Here is a 17,673-nt window from a genome sequence, read left to right on the forward strand (position 1 = left end):
TCCGCCCATGGCGCGGCCCGCACCCCCGCCGCCGGTGGCTCGACCGGCACCCCCGCCGCAGCCGCGTATGGCCGTTGCACCACCACCCCCGCCGCGCCCGGCCGCGCCTCCACCGCGCCCCGCACCCCCACCGCCGGCGGCCAAGAAGTGCCCGCCGAACCAGCCCAGGTGCTAGTCAAGTGTTAGTCACGTGCTAATCAAGTGCTAGTCGGGCGTTAGGGAGCGGCCCGGTCTCCAGGGAAAGGACCTCTCGCGGGCGAAATCCGCCCCCGAAAGGCCCTTATTTCCTTGCTTCTGGCCGAAATGGCGCTATACAGCGCCGCATCTCACACGGAAGCATGGCTCACAAGGCCGTCCGGTGGCAGCCGGGGCGACAACGCTCCGTTTTGCTCACACGCTTCCGGAGGAACCAACCGGAGAACTAGAACGATGGCGCTACCCGATTTCACCATGCGTCAGCTGCTTGAAGCTGGCGTGCACTTTGGTCACCAGTCTCACCGCTGGAATCCGAAAATGGCTCCGTTCATTTTCGGCGCTCGCAACAACATTCACATCGTCGACCTCGCGCAGACCGTGCCGATGCTGCACACGGCCTTGCAGGCGGTCAGCGACACCGTCGCCAAGGGCGGCCGCATCCTGTTCGTCGGCACCAAGCGCCAGGCGCAGGACGGCGTCGCGGACGCTGCCAAGCGCTGCGCGCAGTATTTCGTCAATTCGCGTTGGCTCGGCGGCACGCTGACCAACTGGAAGACGATCTCGGCCTCGATCAAGCGCCTGCGTCACCTCGACGACGTGCTGTCGGGCGGCGATGCCAGCTCCTACACCAAGAAGGAGCGTCTGACGCTTCAGCGCGAGCGCGACAAGCTCGACCGCTCGCTCGGCGGCATCAAGGACATGGGCGGTCTGCCCGACCTGATCTTCGTGATCGACACCAACAAGGAAGACATCGCGATCCAGGAAGCCCAGCGGCTCAACATCCCGGTCGCTGCGATCGTCGACACCAATTCGGACCCGAAGGGCATCACCTATGTGGTGCCGGGCAATGACGACGCCGGCCGTGCGATCGCGCTTTATTGCGACCTGATCGCGCGCGCTGCCATCGACGGCATCTCCCGCGCTCAAGGCGATTCGGGCATCGACGTCGGCGCCTCGGCCCGTCCGCTCGCTGAAGAGCTGCCGGCAGCTTCGTCGAGCGGCTTCCAGGGCCTCGCAGGTCCGCGCGGCACCGCCGACGACCTCAAGAAGCTCCCGGGCGTGTCGGGTGCGATCGAGAAGAAGTTCAACGACCTCGGCATCTTCCACTTCTGGCAGCTCGCCGAGCTCGATCACGACACCGCGCACACGATCGGCGAAGAAGTCGGTCTGCCGAGCCGTGCGGACGCCTGGGTGGCCAAGGCCAAGGCGCTGACCGCGGAAGCGGAATAGTCAAGAGAGCGATGGGTTGGCCGGACAAGTTCCGGCCACCATTTCAGTTGACGCGAATCCCTGAGATGGACCGCGGCGGGGCGCTTCGATGCCACGCCGCGGCGAACCAGCAGGCACAAAGGATTTTCAACGATGGCAACGATCACAGCTGCGATGGTCAAGGACCTGCGCGAGTCGACCGGCGCGGGCATGATGGACTGCAAGGCCGCGCTGACCGAAAACGACGGTAACATGGAAGCGGCGCAGGATTGGCTGCGCAAGAAGGGCCTGTCCAAGGCTGCCAAGAAGTCGGGCCGCGTCGCGGCCGAGGGCCTGATCGGCGCCCTGACCAAGGGCACCAAGGGTGTCGTGGTCGAGGTCAACTCCGAAACCGACTTCGTCGCGCGTAACGGCCAGTTCCAGGGCCTGGTCAAGATGGTCGCCCAGGTCGCATTCGACGCCGGCTCCGATGTCGAGAAGATCAAGGCCGCCAAGGTCGGCGACGTCACGGTCGAAGCCGCCATCAATGACGCGATCGCCACCATCGGCGAGAACATGACGCTGCGCCGCGCAGCTTCGCTCGAAGTGAGCCAGGGCGTGGTGTCGAACTACGTCCACGGCGCGGTCGTCGAGGGCGCCGGCAAGATGGGCGTGATCGTAGCGCTGGAATCGCCCGGCAAGGCCGACGAGCTCGCAACGCTCGGCCGCCAGATCGCGATGCACATTGCCGCCGCGAACCCGCTGGCGCTCGATCCGTCCGGCCTCGATCCGGCGGTCGTCAAGCGCGAGAAGGACGTGCTCGCCGACAAATATCGCCAGCAGGGCAAGCCCGAGAACGTGATCGAGAAGATCGTCGAGTCCGGCCTCAAGACCTACTACAAGGAAGTCTGCCTGCTCGAACAGGCCTTCATCCACGACACCGGCAAGTCGGTGGCGCAGGCGTTGAAGGAAGCCGAGGGCAAGGTCGGCGGGGCCCTGAAGATCGCCGGCTTTGTGCGCTATGCTCTTGGTGAGGGAATCGAGAAGCAGGAAAGCGACTTCGCGGCCGAGGTCGCTGCGGCCAGCGGCAAGAAGTAAGCGCCGGAACACCTCCTTCCGGCGTGCCGCCGGAAGCGGCGCCCGGACAAGGAAAGTGCTCATGTCTGATCCGGTCTATCGTCGCGTCGTGATCAAGCTGTCCGGCGAATATCTCGCGGGACAGCAAGGCTTTGGCATCGATCAGCCGACCGTCGACCGGGTTGCGGACGACCTGATTGCGGCCCGCAAGCTCGGCACCGAGGTCGCGGTCGTGATCGGCGGTGGCAATATCGTGCGCGGCGTCGAGGTCTCCGCCCGCGGTGTGTCGCGCCCGACCGGCGACACCATGGGCATGCTCGCCACCATGATGAACTGCCTCGCGCTGGAAGCGGCGATCGAGCGCAAGGGCACGCCGGCGCGCACACTGTCGGCCTTCGTGATGCCCGAGATTTCCGAGCTGTTCACCCGCACTGCGGCGCACAAATATCTCGCCGAGGGCCGGATCGTGCTGCTTGGCGGCGGGACCGGCAATCCGTTCTTCACCACCGATACGACCGCGGTGCTGCGCGCCGCCGAGATCGGCGCCCAGGCGGTTCTGAAGGCCACCAATGTCGACGGCGTCTACTCGGCCGATCCGAAGAAGGATCCGGCCGCCACGCGGTTTGACCGGCTGACCCATTCGCAGGCGATCGAGGGCGGCTACAAGGTGATGGATGCGACCGCCTTCGCGCTTGCCCGCGAGACGTCTCTGCCTATCATCGTATTCTCGATCGCGGAGCCGGGTTCGATCGGCGCGATTCTACGTGGCGTCGGCCACGGAACCATTGTCGCCGGCTGACCGCTCATCTGTCGCGCGCCTTCAGGGAAGGTCGCGGGAGCGGTCGCCGGGATCTTGAAGGAGAAACGTGATGTCCACGGGTACTTTCGACCTCAACGAAGTGAAGCGCCGCATGCAGGGCGCCGTCCAGTCCCTCAAGCACGAGCTCGGCGGCCTGCGGACGGGGCGCGCCTCCGCCTCGATGCTCGATCCGGTGCAGGTCGACGCCTATGGCAGCCACATGCCGCTCAACCAGCTCGCCACCGTCAGCGTGCCGGAGCCACGCCTGATCTCGGTGCAGGTCTGGGACAAGTCGATGGTCAAGGCGGTGGAGAAGGCGATCGTCGATTCCAACCTCGGTCTGTCGCCCGCGACCGAAGGCCAGGTGCTGCGCCTGCGCATCCCCGAGCTGAACGAGGAACGGCGCAAGGAACTGGTGAAGGTCGCGCATAAGTATGCGGAGGCCGCCAAGGTTGCCGCGCGCCACGTCCGCCGCGATGGCCTCGACGTCCTCAAGAAGCTCGAGAAGAACCACGAGATGTCCGAGGACGACCAGAAGCGCCACGCCGACGAGGTGCAGAAGGCGACCGACGGTACGATCACGGAAATCGACCAGTTGCTGGCCGCCAAGGAAAAAGAAATCCTCACCGTTTAAGGCCACCTTCAATGTCCAACGCCGCCGCGCCCGCAACGGAAGGACCCGACCGGTCCGAGGCGCCCGCGCACGTCGCCATCATCATGGATGGCAATGGGCGCTGGGCGGCCGCGCGCGGTTTGCCGCGTGCGGAGGGGCATCGCCGCGGCGTCGAGGCTCTGCGCCGCGTCGTGCGTGCCTCGCACGAGCTCGGCATCCGCTACCTCACCATCTTCTCCTTCAGCTCGGAGAACTGGTCGCGTCCGGCGAGCGAGATCGGCGATCTCTTCGGTCTGCTCCGCCGCTTCATCCGTAACGATCTCGCCAGCCTGCATCGCGACGGCGTCAAGGTCCGCATCATCGGCGAACGCGATGGGCTCGAGAGCGACATCTGCGCGCTGCTCAACGAGGCCGAGGAGCTGACGCGTGACAACACGCGCCTCACGCTCGTCGTCGCCTTCAATTACGGCTCCCGGCAGGAGATCGCGAAGGCGGCGCAGAAGCTCGCGCGCGAGGTCGCCGAGGGCACGCGCAATCCCGATACGATCGACGCCGAGACGCTGGGAGCGCATCTCGATGCGCCCGACATTCCCGATCCCGATCTCATCATCCGCACCAGCGGCGAGCAGCGCCTATCCAATTTCCTGATGTGGCAGGCGGCCTATAGCGAGCTCGTGTTCGTGCCGATCCACTGGCCCGATTTCGACAAGGCGGCGCTGGAAAGCGCGATCGCCGAATTCGCCAGGCGCGAGCGCCGTTTCGGCGGCCTGGTCGCGAAAACCGCCTCGTGAGCGAACAAGACGCCGCACCGGCGGGCGCCAAGCCTGCCCCGAGCAATCTGGTGATGCGGGTCCTCGCAGCGCTGGTGCTGGCGCCGCTGACCATCGCGGTCGCTTATGCCGGCGGCTGGTTGTGGGCGCTGCTCGTCACCCTGGTGTCGATCGGGCTGTTCGCGGAATGGCTGACGGTGGTGGGCGCGGGCTCGGCGGCGCTGACCGGGGCAGGGACGATCGTCATCGCGATGATGGGGGCTGCGGTCGCTTTTGGCGGGCTCAAGACCTCCGTCATCGTCGGCCTCGTCGGCGGCGCGATCGTGACGCTGATCGCGCGCGGCAAGTTCATCTGGGCTGCGACGGGCTTTGCTTATGCAGCGGCAGCGCTGCTGGCCTCGATCCTGGTGCGAAAGGATCTCGTCAACGGCTTCTCCGCGCTGATGTTCGTGCTGCTGGTGGTGTGGGCGACCGACATCGGCGGCTATTTTGCCGGTCGCAGCATCGGCGGGCCGAAGCTCTGGCCGCGCGTGAGCCCGAAAAAGACCTGGTCCGGGGCGCTGGGCGGCTTCGTCGCAAGCCTTCTGGTTGCGGTGGGCTTTGCGGCTTGCGGGTTCGGAAAGATGGGGCCATTGCTGCTGGTCAGCGCCATCCTTTCGGTGGTGTCGGCATTGGGCGATCTGTTCGAATCCGCGGTCAAGCGGCTCTTCGGTGTCAAGGATTCCAGTCACTTAATTCCCGGCCATGGCGGGCTTATGGACCGCCTGGACGGTTTTGTCGCCGCCATCCTGGCGGCATGGATTATCGGCTTTCTCCGCCATGGTGTGCATAGCGCCGGAAGCGGTCTTATGGTTTGGTGAGGATATGAGCGCGGTCCCATTGCGTAATAACAAGGCTGCGGCGTCCAGCGTCCGCAGCGTCACAGTTCTCGGCGCTACCGGCTCGATCGGCGACAGCACGATGGATCTGCTGCGCGCTTCGCCCGAGCGCTATCGCGTCGAGGCGCTGACGGCGAACGGCAATGTCGAAGCGCTGGCAAAGCTCGCGAAGGAATTTTCCGCGCGCTTCGTCGCGATCGCCGACACCTCCAAGCTCGCCGAGCTCAAGGCCGCGCTCGCCGGGACCAGCACCGAATGCGGCGCCGGCGAGAGCGCGGTGATCGAGGCCGGCGCGCGTCCGGCCGATTGGGTGATGGCGGCCGTGAGCGGCGCTGCCGGATTGAAACCGGCGCTGGCGGCGGTCGATCGCGGCGCGCATGTGGCGTTGGCCAACAAGGAATGTCTGGTCTGCGCCGGCGATTTCTTCATGCAGCGTGCGGCCAAGGCCGGCGCCTGCATCCTGCCGGCCGATTCCGAGCACAATGCGCTGTTTCAGGCGCTTGCTTCGGGCAATCGGGATGAACTCGTCCGTGTCATCATCACCGCCTCGGGCGGCCCGTTCCGCACCTGGAAGCCGGCTGACATCGAGCAGGCGACGCTCGAGCAGGCTCTGAAGCACCCGAACTGGAGCATGGGCCAGAAGATCACGATCGATTCCGCGTCGATGATGAACAAGGGGCTCGAGGTGATCGAGGCGTCCTATTTGTTCGCGCTGTCGCCTGACGAGATCGACGTCCTCGTGCATCCGCAGTCGATCATCCACGGCATGGTCGAGTTCTCCGACCGTTCGGTGATGGCCCAGCTCGGTGCGCCCGACATGCGCACGCCGATTGCGCATTGCCTCGGCTGGCCCGACCGGATCAAGGGGCCGGCGGCCAAGCTGGACCTCGCCAAGATTGGCCAGCTGACCTTCGAGGCACCGGACTTCGAGCGCTTCCCCGGATTACGGCTGGCTTTCGATTCGCTCCGGACCGGGAAGGGGGCGACCACCGTCTACAACGCGGCCAATGAGGTCGCGGTCGCCGCCTTCATTGCCGGCAAGATCCGGTTCGGCGCGATCGCCCGGCTGGTGGAGGCAACATTGGATGACTGGATTCGCAGCGGGAACCAGGCGCCCCTGACGTCGGCCGATGATGCAATCTCTGTTGACCATGTTGCTCGAAATAGAGCTGCCGCCCTATTGCCTCAAATTGCCTTAAAGGCATCCTAGATGGTTCGGGGCCAGGGCCTTGCGGCGCTGGATGAGGGAATTCGATGATCGACTTTTTTGTCCATAGTTTCAATACGTTGAGCCATGGGCTCCTCGGCTACGCGGTTCCCTTCCTGTTCGTCCTGACGATCGTCGTGTTCTTCCACGAACTCGGCCATTTCCTGGTCGCGCGCTGGGCGGGCGTTCGCGTGTTGACCTTCTCGCTCGGTTTCGGACCTGAGCTGGTCGGTTTCAATGACCGCCACGGCACCCGCTGGAAAATCTCGGCCATCCCGCTCGGCGGCTACGTCAAGTTCTTCGGCGACGAGAGCGAGGCCTCGACCCCCTCGGCCCAGACGCTCGCGGCCATGACGACCGAGGAGCGCGCCGGCAGCTTCCACCACAAGAAGGTCGGCCCGCGCGCCGCCATCGTCGCGGCCGGACCCATCGCCAATTTCATCCTGGGCGCGCTGATCTTCGCGGGCATGGCGCTGTATTACGGCAAGCCGAGCACGATCGCGCGGGTCGATGGCGTCGTCGTCGATGGCGCCGCGGCTGCGGCCGGCTTCAAGATCGGGGACGTCGTCGTCCAGATCGACGGCAAGCCGATCGAGAGCTTTGCCGACATGCAGCGAATCGTTGCGATGAATGCGGGTTCGGCGCTTGCCTTCCAGGTGAAGCGGGACGGCGCCATCGTCTCGCTGACCGCAACGCCGGCGCTGCTCGAGCGCAAGGATCCGTTCGGCAACAGCCACCGTCTCGGTGTGCTCGGTGTGGAGCATAAATCTCAGGCCGGCGAGGCCTCGACCGCCCCGGTGGGCATCGGCGAGGCGCTCAAGATCGGGGTTGAGCAGGTCTGGTTCATCATCACCAGCACCTTCAAGTTCCTGGGCTCTCTGTTCGTCGGAAACGGCAATCCGAACGAGGTCAGCGGGGTTCTGGGCATCGCGAAGATGTCGGGGCAGGCGGCCAGCGCCGGGTTCCAGTTCGTGATCAATTTGTGCGCGGTGCTGTCGGTGTCGATCGGCCTGCTGAACCTGTTCCCGATCCCGCTGCTCGATGGCGGCCACCTGATGTTCTATGCGGCGGAGGTCGTCCGCGGCCGACCCCTGTCCGAGCGGACTCAGGAGATGGGGTTCCGAATCGGGCTCGGTTTAGTGCTGATGTTGATGGTGTTTGCGACCTATAACGACATCCTGCGGATGGCGGCATCTTGATGGAGGCTTTTTTGTGGCGTTGCTGATGAGCAACGTCTTGGAATGAAATTGAAATTACGGCGCTTTCGGCCGTTTGCGGCGTCGGTGAAATTGGCTACAAGCGGCCTGAACTTGGGGAATCTTCCAGACCGGCGTTGGGGTTGGGTCTGGCTCGGAATGATAAGGGCGCGTTGCGCGATGAAGTTTGGACTGCGACTCCGGGGGGGCTTGCTCGCAACCCTGATCATGTTCGGCGCGCCGGTGATTGCCCCGGTCGGGGCTGTTTTTGTGTCTTCGTCTGCGCTCGCTCAGACCGTGCAGTCGATTTCCGTCGAAGGAAATCGCCGGGTCGAGGTGGAGACGATCCGCTCCTATTTCAAGCCGGGTCCGGGCGGGCGCCTGGATCAAGGCGCCATCGACGACGGCCTCAAGGCCTTGATCGAGACCGGCCTGTTCCAGGACGTGAGAATCAACCGCGGCGGCGGCGGCCAGATCGTCGTCTCCGTGGTGGAAAACCCGGTGATCGGCCGGATCGCCTTCGAGGGCAACAAGAAGATCAAGGACGAGCAGCTCACCACTGAAGTCCAGTCCAAGGCGCGCGGCACCTTCTCCCGCGCCATGGTGCAGTCCGACACGCTGCGAATCGCTGAAATCTATCGCCGGTCCGGCCGCTACGACGTGCGCGTCACGCCCGAGGTCATCGAGCAGCCGAACAACCGCGTCGACCTCATCTTTACGATCGAGGAGGGCGCCAAGACCGGCGTCAAGTCGATCGAGTTCGTCGGCAATGTCGCATTCTCGTCCTATCGCCTCAGGGACGTCATCAAGACCCGCGAATCGAACCTGCTGAGCTTCCTGGCCAGCGGTGACATCTATGATCCCGACCGCGTCGAAGCCGACCGCGACCTGATCCGCCGCTTCTATCTCAAGAACGGTTTCGCCGACGTCCAGGTGGTGGCCGCGCTCACCGAATACGATCCGGAGAAGAAGGGCTTCAACGTCACCTTCAAGATCGAGGAAGGATCGCAGTACCGCGTCGGCGCGCTCGACTTCCGCTCCAGCATTCCGAACTTCGATCCCTCGTCGATGCGCGCCTATTCGCGCGTCAATGTCGGCTCGCTCTACAACGTCGAATCGGTCGAGAAGTCGGTCGAGGAGATGCAGATCGAGGCCTCGCGCCGCGGCTACGCCTTCGCCGTGGTCCGGCCCGGCGGCGACCGCAATTTCGAGGCGCACACCGTCTCCGTCGTGTTCAACATCGACGAAGGTCCGCGCACCTATATCGAGCGCATCAACCTGCGCGGCAACACGCGTACCCGCGATTACGTGATCCGCCGCGAGTTCGACATCTCCGAGGGCGACGCCTACAACCGCGCCCTGGTCGACCGTGCCGAGCGGCGCCTGAAGAACCTCGACTACTTCAAGAGCGTGAAGATCACGACGGAGCCGGGCTCGTCGAGCGATCGCGTGGTCCTGATCGTCGACATGGAAGAGAAATCGACCGGCGACTTCTCGATCTCGGGCGGTTACTCCACCACCGACGGCGCGCTGGCCGAAGTCTCGATCTCCGAGCGCAACCTGCTTGGCCGCGGTCTGTTCGCCAAGGCGTCGGTGACCTACGGCCAATATGCACGCGGTTACTCGCTGTCGTTCGTCGAGCCGTATCTGCTCGACTACCGCGTCGCGCTTGGCCTCGACCTCTATCAGCGCCAGCAGCTGTCCAACAGCTACATCTCCTACGGCACCAAGACGCTCGGCTTCTCGCCGCGCCTCGGCTTCTCCTTGCGTGAAGATCTGGCGCTGCAGCTGCGCTACTCGATCTACCAGCAGGAAATCACGCTGCCGTACTACCTGGCGAACTGTAACAACAATCTGGGTACGTCGGCCTTTAATCCGAGCCCGGCCTTCGTCAATGCCAATGGCGGCGTTCCGGATCTCAGCTCGACCAACGGTCTCGGCTGCTACAGCGACGGCGAAGCTTCGCTGCCGGTGCGCAGGGAGCTCGCCAACGGCAAGACCCTGACCTCGGCGCTTGGCTATACGCTGACCTACAACACGCTGGACAACAACAAGAACCCCACCGACGGTCTGCTCGTCGACTTCCGTCAGGATTTCGCCGGCGTCGGCGGCGACGTCTCCTACCTGAAGTCCGTCATCGATGCGAAGTACTATACTCCGCTGGTGTCTGACATCGTCGGCCTCGTCCGCGTGCAGAGCGGCATGCTGAACAAGATGGGCAGCGATCTGCGCATGCTCGATCACTTCCAGATGGGTTCGAACCTCGTCCGCGGCTTTGCCCCGAACGGCATCGGCCCGCGCGATTTGAACCCCTTCGGTACGCAGGACGCCCTCGGCGGCACCAAGTACTGGGGCGCTTCGCTCGAACTGCAGATGCCGTTCTGGTTCCTGCCGAAGGAAGTGGGTCTGAAGGGCGCGGTCTATGCCGATGCCGGCGGCCTCTACGACTATAAGGGACCGACCGGCTGGACGACGACCAACGAAGTCAATGTACCGGGCTGCATCCCCTCGAGCATCAATCCGTCGTCTGCGGGCACCTGTACCGGCCTCGTCTACGACGACAGCAAGGTCGTCCGCTCGTCGGTTGGTGTCGGCCTGATCTGGCAGTCGCCGTTCGGTCCGCTGCGCTTCGACTACGCCGTGCCGCTCAGCAAGGGCAAGTACGATCGCACGCAGGAGTTCCGGTTCGGCGGCGGCACCACGTTCTAGTTCGATCAGCACGGCACGATCCGGATCACTGGAACCGGTTTCCGAAAGGGATCGTGCCGATCCAAGAGATGGAGCATGATGCGGCTCGACCGCTTCATGCCGAAGCCGGACCGCGACGGGGTGGAATGGCGCAGCCGACCTTCTTCATAAAGCCGCCTGCCTCAACGCTGGCTGACATTGCCACGCTGACCAAGGCGCAGCTGGTCGACCCCGCCAGGGGCGACCACATCATCACGGGCCTTGCTTCGCTTGACGAAGCGGGCCCGATGCATCTGGCGTTCTTCGACAACCTCAAATACGCCGACGAGATCAAGGCGACCAAGGCCGGCGCTTGCCTGGTGAGCCCGCGCTTCGAGCCCCAGGTGCCCGCGCACGTGGCCGTGCTGCGGGTGGCGCAGCCGTTCCGGGCCTTTGTCAGGATCGCGCGGGAATGGCACGGCGAAGCGCTGAGGCCCCAATCCTGGGTCGGCAATGACGGCATCGCGCCGTCGGCGATCATCGATCCCTCGGCCCGACTCGAGGACGGCGTGATCGTCGATCCCCTGGCCGTGATCGGCCCGGATGTGGAGATCGGCAGCGGCACGGTGGTCGGCGTCGGGGCGGTGATCGGGCCCGGCGTCAAGATCGGCCGGGACTGCAATGTCGGCGCGCGCACCGCGATCCAGTGCGCCCTGATCGGCAACAACGTGCTGATCCATCCCGGCTGCTCGATCGGCCAGGACGGCTACGGCTTCATTTTTTTCGGCCCCGAGGGTCATCTGAAGGTGCCTCAGACCGGGCGGGTGCTGATCCAGAACGATGTCGAGGTCGGCGCCGGGACCACGATCGACCGTGGCAGCTTGCGCGACACCGTGATCGGCGAAGGCACGAAAATCGACAATCAGGTCCAGATCGGTCACAATGTCACGATCGGCCGGCATTGCCTGCTGGCCGCCCAGATCGGGCTCGCCGGCAGCCTGTCCATTGGCGACAACGTGGCACTCGGAGCGAAGGTTGGCATCAACAACCACCTCAAGATCGGGGACGGGGCCCAGGTGACCGCGATGAGCGGCGTCAAGGACGACATCCCGCCGGGCGGACGCTGGGGTGGTTTTTTCGCCAAGCCGACCAAACAATGGTTCAAGGAGATCATCGCGGTGGAGCGCTTGGTACGCGACAGCAGGGCTGATCCGAAGGATGAGGGACGGGAATGACGGAGGAATCACCTGTTAAGTTCGAGCTGGTGGACATCAATGCCATCCTCCAGACGCTGCCGCACCGTTTCCCGATGCTGCTGATCGACCGCGTGATCAACATCCGGGCCGACTACAGCGGCATCGGCATCAAGAACGTCACCTTCAACGAGCCGGCCTTCCAGGGGCATTTCCCGGAGCGACCGGTCTATCCCGGCGTCATGATGATCGAGGCGATGGCGCAGACCGCGGGCGTGATCGGCATCAAGTCGGTCGAAGGCACCGACAAGCCGCGGGCGGTCTATTTCCTCACCATCGACAAGTGCAAATTCCGCAAGCCCGTGCTGCCGGGCGATACCATCGAGTATCACATGCGCTCGCTCGGCCGCCGCAAGGCCATGTGGTGGTTTCACGGCGATGCCAAGGTCAACGGGCAGGTGGTCGCGGAGGCCGACGTCGGCGCCATGCTGACGGACTGAGCGGCACGCGGTCCTCGCTGGACGGGCTCACGCGCCGCAATCGTAGCGGCCGCCAGGAGCCTCGCGCTTAATGTTTTGGTTGAAGAACTGACCCATGGATGGCGCGCCCAGGAGACGGTCGGCGGTCTCGGCCGCGACGCCGCAATAGCGCGCATAGCTGCCGCCAGTCGCGACGACGAGGTCGTGATGCGCGCGGTCGTAGCAGACCCGCTGAAGCACAGTGCTGCGGCTGATGTCGCGGCATTCGAATGTCGCGAGGTCGATGCGGCGGCGTTCGCCGGTCTCGACCGTCTCGGACACGATCGGTGCGGCCGCGAGCTGTGCGAGCAGAAGTGCCAGGGCCCTGACCATGAAAGCTGAAGCTCCGCATGAAGTTGTTGAGGAGCCGGGACGACCGCCTCATCCGGCACTTGAAACCGGCAGAGATGATACGTCACTGGACAGATCGGGCATAGTCGCGCTAACCACCGGAAATCTGAGCGACTTCAACGCATAACCAGACATTCTTGAAGAGTAAGATTGCTTGATGAGCAAGATTGATCCCACCGCACGGGTCGCGGACGGCGCCGTGATCGGCGAGGGCACCGAGATCGGGCCCTATTGCATCATCGGCCCGAATGTCGTGATCGGCGCGAACTGCAAGCTGATTGGGCATGTTACCGTCATCGGCCATACGTCGATCGGGGACGGCGGCGTGATCTCGCCGTTCGTGGTCCTCGGCGGCGCGCCCCAGGATCTCAGCTACAAGGGCGAGCCGACGAAGCTCGAGATCGGCTCTGGCTGCGTCATCCGCGAAGGCGCGACGATGAATGTCGGCACCATCAAGGGCGGCGGTCTGACGCGCGTCGGCAACGGCGGCTACTTCATGAACAACAGCCATGTGGGCCATGACTGCATGGTCGGCAACAACGTGATCTTTGCGACCTCGGCGACGCTTGGCGGCCACTGCGAGATCGGCGACGCCGTCTATATCGGCGGCCTCTCCGCAGTGCACCAGTTCACGCGCATCGGCCCCTACGTGATGGTCGGCGGGGTCTGCGGCGTACGCGACGATGTCATCCCGTATGGGCTCGTTAACGGCCAGTATGCGGTGCTCGAGAGTCTCAACCTGATCGGCATGAAGCGGCGCAAGTTCACCAGGCAGCGACTGGCGACGGTGCGCGGGTTCTACCAAAAGCTCTTCCATGGGCCCGGCACATTCGCCGAGCGGTTAGAGGCGTCCAGGCCGCTTGCAGGCGAAGATCCGGCGATCGCCGAAATCCTCGACTTCATCGGCAAGGGCAAGCGCCCGCTCTGTCTTCCTGCCCTCGCGAAGTGATTTTGGGATGGCCGCGGACATGACATCGGCGGCGTCGGACACCTCATCGCCGGTCGGCATCGTCGCCGGCGGCGGCGCGATGCCGTTCGCAGTCGCCGACTCGCTTGCCGCGCGCGGCATCACGCCGGTGCTGTTTCCGCTGCGCGGGGCCTGCGATCCCGCGCGGGTGGAGAAATTCCGCCATCGCTGGATCTCGGTCGGCCAGCTCGGTCGCGCGATGCGACTGTTCCGCGAGGAGGGCTGCCGCGACCTGATCTTCATCGGCACCTTGGTGCGGCCCTCGCTCTCCGAGATCCGGTTCGACGTCAAGACGATGCGGCTGCTCGGCAATGTCATCCGCGCCTTTCGCGGCGGCGACGATCATCTCTTGTCCGGCGTCGGCCGCATCCTCGAGCAGGATGGCTTTCGCATGGTCGGCATCAAGGACCTCGCCCCCGATCTCCTGATGCCCGAGGGCTGCATCAGTCGCGCCTGGCCCAGCGATACCAGCAAGACCGACATCGCGCGCGGCCGTGCGGTGCTGACTGCGCTCGGTCCGTTCGACATCGGCCAGGCTGCAGTGGTGATCGACGGCCATGTGGTCGCGGTCGAGGACATCGAGGGCACCGATGCGCTGCTCGCGCGCGTCGCGCGGCTGCGCGAGGAGGGACGCATTCGCGCGGCCGCCGGCCGCGGCGTGCTCGTGAAGGCGCCGAAGAGCGGTCAGGATCTGCGTTTCGACCTGCCGACGATCGGCCCGCGCACCATCGAGGGCGTCGCGGCGGCCGGCCTTGCGGGCCTCGCCGTCATCGCCGGCAACACCATCGCCGCAGAGCCGCAGGCGATGATCGCCCTCGCGGACGCCAAATATCTCTTCGTCATCGGTCTGCCGGCGTGATGCAGTCGCGCGATCCCAAGCGCAAGATCTTCCTGATCGCCACGGAGGAATCCGGCGACCGGCTCGGCAGTGCCTTGATGAAGGTCCTGCGCCAGCGTCTCGGCGACGGCGTGCAGTTCGTCGGCGTCGGCGGACGTACCATGGCGCGCGAAGGGCTGGAATCGCTGTTTCCGATCGAGGAGCTGTCAATCGTCGGATTTGCCGCGGTGGTGCAGCAATTGCCGAAGATTCTGCGGCTGATCCGCGAGACGGCCGACGCCGTGGCCGACGCCGCGCCGGACGCGCTCGTCATCATCGACAGCCCCGATTTCACCCATCGCGTCGCCCGCCGCGTGCGCGCGAAGAATCCTGCGATCCCGGTCGTCGATTACGTCTCGCCGCAGCTCTGGGCGTGGCGGCCGGGGCGGGCGCGGACCATGCTCGGTTATGTCGACCATGTGCTCGGTCTGCTGCCGTTCGAGCCGGAGGAATACCGCAAGCTCGGCGGACCGCCATGCAGCTATGTCGGCCATCCCTTAGTCGAGCAATTGCCCTCGCTGCGGCCGAACGCGGAGGAGCAGGCACGTCGCGACGGTGAGCCGCCGGTGCTTTTGGTGCTGCCCGGCAGCCGCCGTAGCGAGGTCAGGCACCATCTCGATGTCTTCGGCGGAGTGCTCGACCGCTTGCAGGCGGAAGGCCACGCCTTCGAACTGATACTGCCGACCATGCCGCATCTCGAGGCCACCATCCGCGAGGGTATCGCGAGCTGGCCGGTCAAGCCAAGGGTCGTGACCGGCGAGAACGAGAAGCGCGCCGTGTTCCGCATCGCGCGTGCGGCGCTGGCCAAATCCGGTACGGTGACGCTGGAGCTCGCACTGTCGGGTATTCCAATGGTGACTGCCTATCGCGTCGGTGCGATCGAGGCCTTCATCCTGCGTCGCGCGATCCGCGTCTCCTCGGTGATCCTTGCCAATCTCGTGATCGGCAAGGATGTCATTCCGGAGTACCTGCAGGAGGAGTGCACGCCGGAGAAACTGGCGCCGGCACTCGCCGAGGTGCTGACGGATTCGCCGCTGCGCAAGCAGCAGGTCGAGGCCTTTGCCCGGCTCGACCAGGTCATGTCGACCGGCCACAAATCACCGAGCGTGCTCGCCGCCGACATCGTGCTCGAGACGATGCGCAAGGGACGGCGGTAACGGAGGTCTCGTAGGGTGGGCAAAGGCGCGTCGCGCCGTGCCCACGATTCGTCGCGATGAGAAGAATTCGTGGGCACGCTTCGCTTTGCCCACCCTACGAGACCGTGAACGTTGCGCCATTGTGGCCGGATCAAGTTCTACGCAAGTCCTGCATCGACCCGAAAACACTGGCTGGTGATGCGCTGGCTTTCGTCGGAGGCGAGGAACAGCGCCATGTTGGCAATGTCCTCGGGCGTCACTGCATCCGGAACGGCCTGACGGGAGCGCATTTCGGTGATGACCTGCTCGTCCGGATACCACAGCCGGCGTTGACGTTCGGTGATGACCATGCCTGGCGCAATCGCGTTGACGCGGATGCGGTCGGGGCCGACCAGCCGGGCCAGCGAGTTGGTGAAACCGACGATCGCCGCCTTTGCCCCGGCGTAGACCGGCAGCGCCGGTGCACCGCGCATCCAGGCGATCGACGACATGTTGATGATCGAGCCGCCGCCGCGCGCCTGCATCTGCGGCACCACCGCTTGCGCCGCAAAGAAGACGTGCTTGAGATTGAGGCCGATCATCCAATCGAACTCTGCCGGCGTCACCTCGGCCAGCACCTGGCGTTGATCATTGGCGGCATTGTTGACGAGGACCGCGGCATCGCCGAGCGATCGCTGCACCTGTGCCATTGCGGCCCGCAAGGCCTCGATGTCCAGGAGGTCGCATGGCACGAACAAGGGCGCGGCTTCGGACGCAGCGCTCACCTCCGCGACCAGCGCCCCGCCGGCTTCTTCATCCACATCGAGGAACGCGACGCGCGCTCCCTGGGCCGCGAAGGCGCGCACGAAGGCGGCCCCGATGCCGCTGGCGCCGCCGGTGATCAGTACGACGCGGTCCGCAAGTCCGGCATAGCTCGTCTTTGTCATGCGATCAGTCGCTCCGTCTCGGGGTCGAACAGGCAAATGCGGCGCGTGTCGAGCGCGAAGGGGGCTGCCGTCCCCGGCGGGGGGCGGATGTCCGGCGTGATGCGCGCCAGCGCGGACTCGCCGCCGAGCCGCAGCAGCACGATGGTTTCGGCGCCGGTGGGCTCGACCATCTCCACCGGCGCGTGGACGACGATGGGTGCACCGCCGGAGAACACGCGGTTGCCCTCCGCGATGCATTCCGGCCTGATCCCGAACACCACCTCGCGGCCAAGATAGGGTGCCGCCGAATCGTATCCCTGCAGGCGGAGGCGAACTTCGTCCGGCCGCCCCGCGCCGATCACGACCACGGGGCCGCCGGCGTCGGCCTCGAGCCGCGCCGGCATGGTGTTCATCGGCGGGGAGCCCATGAAGCGTGCGACGAACAGATTGGCGGGATAGCGGTACACGGTATCGGGATCGGCAAACTGCTGCACCACGCCGCGATGCATCACGGCGATCCGCGTCGCCATCGTCATCGCCTCGATCTGGTCGTGGGTGACATAGATGATGGTCGCGCCGATGCGCTGGTGCAGCCGCTTGATCTCCATCCGCATCTCGACGCGCAGTTTTGCGTCGAGATTGGACAGCGGCTCGTCGAACAGGAAGAGCAGGGGATCGCGTACCAACGCACGGCCCATCGCCACGCGCTGGCGCTGGCCGCCGGAGAGCTGCGACGGCTTGCGGCCCAGCAGCGCCTCGATCTGGAGCAGTTTGGCGACATTCGCGACCGCAGAGTCTTGCTCCGCTTTGGGTACGTGACGGCATTCCATGCCGAAGGTGATGTTCTGGCGTACGGTCATCGACGGGTAGAGCGCATAGGACTGGAACACCATGGCGATGTCGCGGTCCTTGGGCGGGACGTCATTGACCACGCGTCCGCCGATCTCGACGGTCCCTGCGCTCGGATGGTCGAGCCCGGCGACGATGTTGAGCAGCGTGGACTTGCCGCAGCCGGATGGCCCGACCAGCACCGTGAACTCGCCGCTTTCGATGTCGAGATCGATGCCCTTCAGCACCTCCAGATTGGCGTAGCGCTTCGACAGGGTTCGAATGCTCAGTGCTGCCATGACAACTCC

At 65.1% G+C, this 17,673-nt stretch carries 17 protein-coding genes; 14 read left to right on the forward strand and 3 right to left on the reverse strand.

Features of this window, described 5'->3' with window-relative positions:
* The first annotated feature begins 429 nt into the window (after positions 1–429).
* The 11 genes from XH81_RS12915 to fabZ all read left to right on the forward strand — a co-directional run bounded on the left by XH81_RS12915 (position 430) and on the right by fabZ (position 12,283).
* A complete protein-coding gene (locus tag XH81_RS12915) occupies positions 430–1,425 on the forward strand; it encodes a 30S ribosomal protein S2 (protein WP_028141512.1) in 996 nt (331 codons plus the stop codon).
* Positions 1,426–1,557: 132 nt separating this feature from the next.
* The gene (tsf, locus tag XH81_RS12920) at positions 1,558–2,481 is read left to right on the forward strand and encodes a translation elongation factor Ts (RefSeq protein WP_028141513.1); all 924 of its coding nucleotides are present in this window, start codon (positions 1,558–1,560) and stop codon (positions 2,479–2,481) included.
* A gap of 61 nt (positions 2,482–2,542) precedes the next feature.
* The gene (gene pyrH / locus XH81_RS12925) at positions 2,543–3,259 is read left to right on the forward strand and encodes a UMP kinase (protein ID WP_028141514.1); all 717 of its coding nucleotides are present in this window, start codon (positions 2,543–2,545) and stop codon (positions 3,257–3,259) included.
* A gap of 70 nt (positions 3,260–3,329) precedes the next feature.
* Positions 3,330–3,893 carry a ribosome recycling factor gene (gene frr, locus XH81_RS12930; protein ID WP_028141515.1) on the forward strand — a complete coding sequence of 188 codons (564 nt, stop codon included), beginning with the start codon at positions 3,330–3,332 and terminating at the stop codon, positions 3,891–3,893.
* An 11-nt stretch (positions 3,894–3,904) separates the two neighbouring features.
* Positions 3,905–4,663: an isoprenyl transferase gene (locus tag XH81_RS12935; RefSeq protein WP_028141516.1), complete on the forward strand. Its 759-nt coding sequence runs from the start codon at positions 3,905–3,907 to the stop codon at positions 4,661–4,663.
* The gene (locus tag XH81_RS12940) at positions 4,660–5,502 is read left to right on the forward strand and encodes a phosphatidate cytidylyltransferase (protein ID WP_028141517.1); all 843 of its coding nucleotides are present in this window, start codon (positions 4,660–4,662) and stop codon (positions 5,500–5,502) included. The genes XH81_RS12935 and XH81_RS12940 overlap by 4 nt, the downstream gene beginning before the upstream one ends.
* Before the next feature lie 4 nt (positions 5,503–5,506).
* Complete coding sequence (gene dxr, locus XH81_RS12945) at positions 5,507–6,730, forward strand: 1-deoxy-D-xylulose-5-phosphate reductoisomerase (protein ID WP_038971459.1); 1,224 nt, start codon at positions 5,507–5,509, stop codon at positions 6,728–6,730.
* Between the two features lie 44 nt (positions 6,731–6,774).
* Entirely contained in the window at positions 6,775–7,926 is a 1,152-nt protein-coding gene (rseP, locus tag XH81_RS12950; protein WP_028141519.1) for an RIP metalloprotease RseP, read from the forward strand.
* Positions 7,927–8,103: 177 nt separating this feature from the next.
* Positions 8,104–10,632 carry an outer membrane protein assembly factor BamA gene (bamA, locus tag XH81_RS12955; protein WP_028141520.1) on the forward strand — a complete coding sequence of 843 codons (2,529 nt, stop codon included), beginning with the start codon at positions 8,104–8,106 and terminating at the stop codon, positions 10,630–10,632.
* Between the two features lie 125 nt (positions 10,633–10,757).
* Positions 10,758–11,825 carry a UDP-3-O-(3-hydroxymyristoyl)glucosamine N-acyltransferase gene (gene lpxD / locus XH81_RS12960; RefSeq protein WP_028141521.1) on the forward strand — a complete coding sequence of 356 codons (1,068 nt, stop codon included), beginning with the start codon at positions 10,758–10,760 and terminating at the stop codon, positions 11,823–11,825.
* Complete coding sequence (gene fabZ, locus XH81_RS12965) at positions 11,822–12,283, forward strand: 3-hydroxyacyl-ACP dehydratase FabZ (RefSeq protein ID WP_028141522.1); 462 nt, start codon at positions 11,822–11,824, stop codon at positions 12,281–12,283. Before lpxD ends, fabZ begins: the two co-directional genes overlap by 4 nt.
* Before the next feature lie 27 nt (positions 12,284–12,310).
* Here the strand turns inward: fabZ and XH81_RS12970 are convergent, their stop codons facing one another.
* Positions 12,311–12,634, reverse strand: coding sequence for a KTSC domain-containing protein (locus tag XH81_RS12970; RefSeq protein WP_028141523.1), 324 nt, complete (start codon positions 12,632–12,634; stop codon positions 12,311–12,313).
* Between the two features lie 175 nt (positions 12,635–12,809).
* Here XH81_RS12970 and lpxA point away from each other — a divergent pair, with 175 nt between their 5' ends.
* Genes lpxA through lpxB form a run of 3 tightly spaced genes read left to right on the forward strand, consistent with a single transcriptional unit; the run spans position 12,810 to position 15,653 of the window.
* Positions 12,810–13,601: an acyl-ACP--UDP-N-acetylglucosamine O-acyltransferase gene (gene lpxA, locus XH81_RS12975; RefSeq protein ID WP_028141524.1), complete on the forward strand. Its 792-nt coding sequence runs from the start codon at positions 12,810–12,812 to the stop codon at positions 13,599–13,601.
* Between the two features lie 19 nt (positions 13,602–13,620).
* Positions 13,621–14,478: an LpxI family protein gene (locus XH81_RS12980; RefSeq protein ID WP_038971467.1), complete on the forward strand. Its 858-nt coding sequence runs from the start codon at positions 13,621–13,623 to the stop codon at positions 14,476–14,478.
* The gene (gene lpxB, locus XH81_RS12985; RefSeq protein ID WP_085968104.1) at positions 14,475–15,653 is read left to right on the forward strand and encodes a lipid-A-disaccharide synthase; all 1,179 of its coding nucleotides are present in this window, start codon (positions 14,475–14,477) and stop codon (positions 15,651–15,653) included. Before XH81_RS12980 ends, lpxB begins: the two co-directional genes overlap by 4 nt.
* A gap of 137 nt (positions 15,654–15,790) precedes the next feature.
* Here the strand turns inward: lpxB and XH81_RS12990 are convergent, their stop codons facing one another.
* Positions 15,791–16,558 carry an SDR family NAD(P)-dependent oxidoreductase gene (locus XH81_RS12990; protein WP_028141527.1) on the reverse strand — a complete coding sequence of 256 codons (768 nt, stop codon included), beginning with the start codon at positions 16,556–16,558 and terminating at the stop codon, positions 15,791–15,793.
* Positions 16,555–17,664 (reverse strand): ABC transporter ATP-binding protein, encoded by a 1,110-nt coding sequence (locus XH81_RS12995; RefSeq protein WP_028141528.1) that lies wholly within the window; start codon positions 17,662–17,664, stop codon positions 16,555–16,557. The genes XH81_RS12990 and XH81_RS12995 overlap by 4 nt, the downstream gene beginning before the upstream one ends.
* Positions 17,665–17,673 lie beyond the last annotated feature (9 nt).

Source organism: Bradyrhizobium sp. CCBAU 25360 (assembly GCF_028128695.1).
In the GTDB taxonomy this organism is placed as follows: Bacteria; Pseudomonadota; Alphaproteobacteria; order Rhizobiales; family Xanthobacteraceae; genus Bradyrhizobium; species Bradyrhizobium ottawaense.

Excerpts from the sequence above, each read along its gene's own strand:
- XH81_RS12915 (WP_028141512.1), top strand. The coding sequence starts at position 430 with ATGGCGCTACCCGATTTCACCATGCGTCAGCTGCTTGAAGCTGGCGTG.
- tsf (WP_028141513.1), top strand. The coding sequence starts at position 1,558 with ATGGCAACGATCACAGCTGCGATGGTCAAGGACCTGCGCGAGTCGACC.
- pyrH (WP_028141514.1), top strand. The coding sequence starts at position 2,543 with ATGTCTGATCCGGTCTATCGTCGCGTCGTGATCAAGCTGTCCGGCGAA.
- frr (WP_028141515.1), top strand. The coding sequence starts at position 3,330 with ATGTCCACGGGTACTTTCGACCTCAACGAAGTGAAGCGCCGCATGCAG.
- XH81_RS12935 (WP_028141516.1), top strand. The coding sequence starts at position 3,905 with ATGTCCAACGCCGCCGCGCCCGCAACGGAAGGACCCGACCGGTCCGAG.
- dxr (WP_038971459.1), top strand. The coding sequence starts at position 5,507 with ATGAGCGCGGTCCCATTGCGTAATAACAAGGCTGCGGCGTCCAGCGTC.
- rseP (WP_028141519.1), top strand. The coding sequence starts at position 6,775 with ATGATCGACTTTTTTGTCCATAGTTTCAATACGTTGAGCCATGGGCTC.
- bamA (WP_028141520.1), top strand. The coding sequence starts at position 8,104 with ATGAAGTTTGGACTGCGACTCCGGGGGGGCTTGCTCGCAACCCTGATC.
- lpxD (WP_028141521.1), top strand. The coding sequence starts at position 10,758 with ATGGCGCAGCCGACCTTCTTCATAAAGCCGCCTGCCTCAACGCTGGCT.
- fabZ (WP_028141522.1), top strand. The coding sequence starts at position 11,822 with ATGACGGAGGAATCACCTGTTAAGTTCGAGCTGGTGGACATCAATGCC.
- XH81_RS12970 (WP_028141523.1), bottom strand. The coding sequence starts at position 12,634 with ATGGTCAGGGCCCTGGCACTTCTGCTCGCACAGCTCGCGGCCGCACCG.
- lpxA (WP_028141524.1), top strand. The coding sequence starts at position 12,810 with ATGAGCAAGATTGATCCCACCGCACGGGTCGCGGACGGCGCCGTGATC.
- XH81_RS12980 (WP_038971467.1), top strand. The coding sequence starts at position 13,621 with ATGACATCGGCGGCGTCGGACACCTCATCGCCGGTCGGCATCGTCGCC.
- XH81_RS12990 (WP_028141527.1), bottom strand. The coding sequence starts at position 16,558 with ATGACAAAGACGAGCTATGCCGGACTTGCGGACCGCGTCGTACTGATC.
- XH81_RS12995 (WP_028141528.1), bottom strand. The coding sequence starts at position 17,664 with ATGGCAGCACTGAGCATTCGAACCCTGTCGAAGCGCTACGCCAATCTG.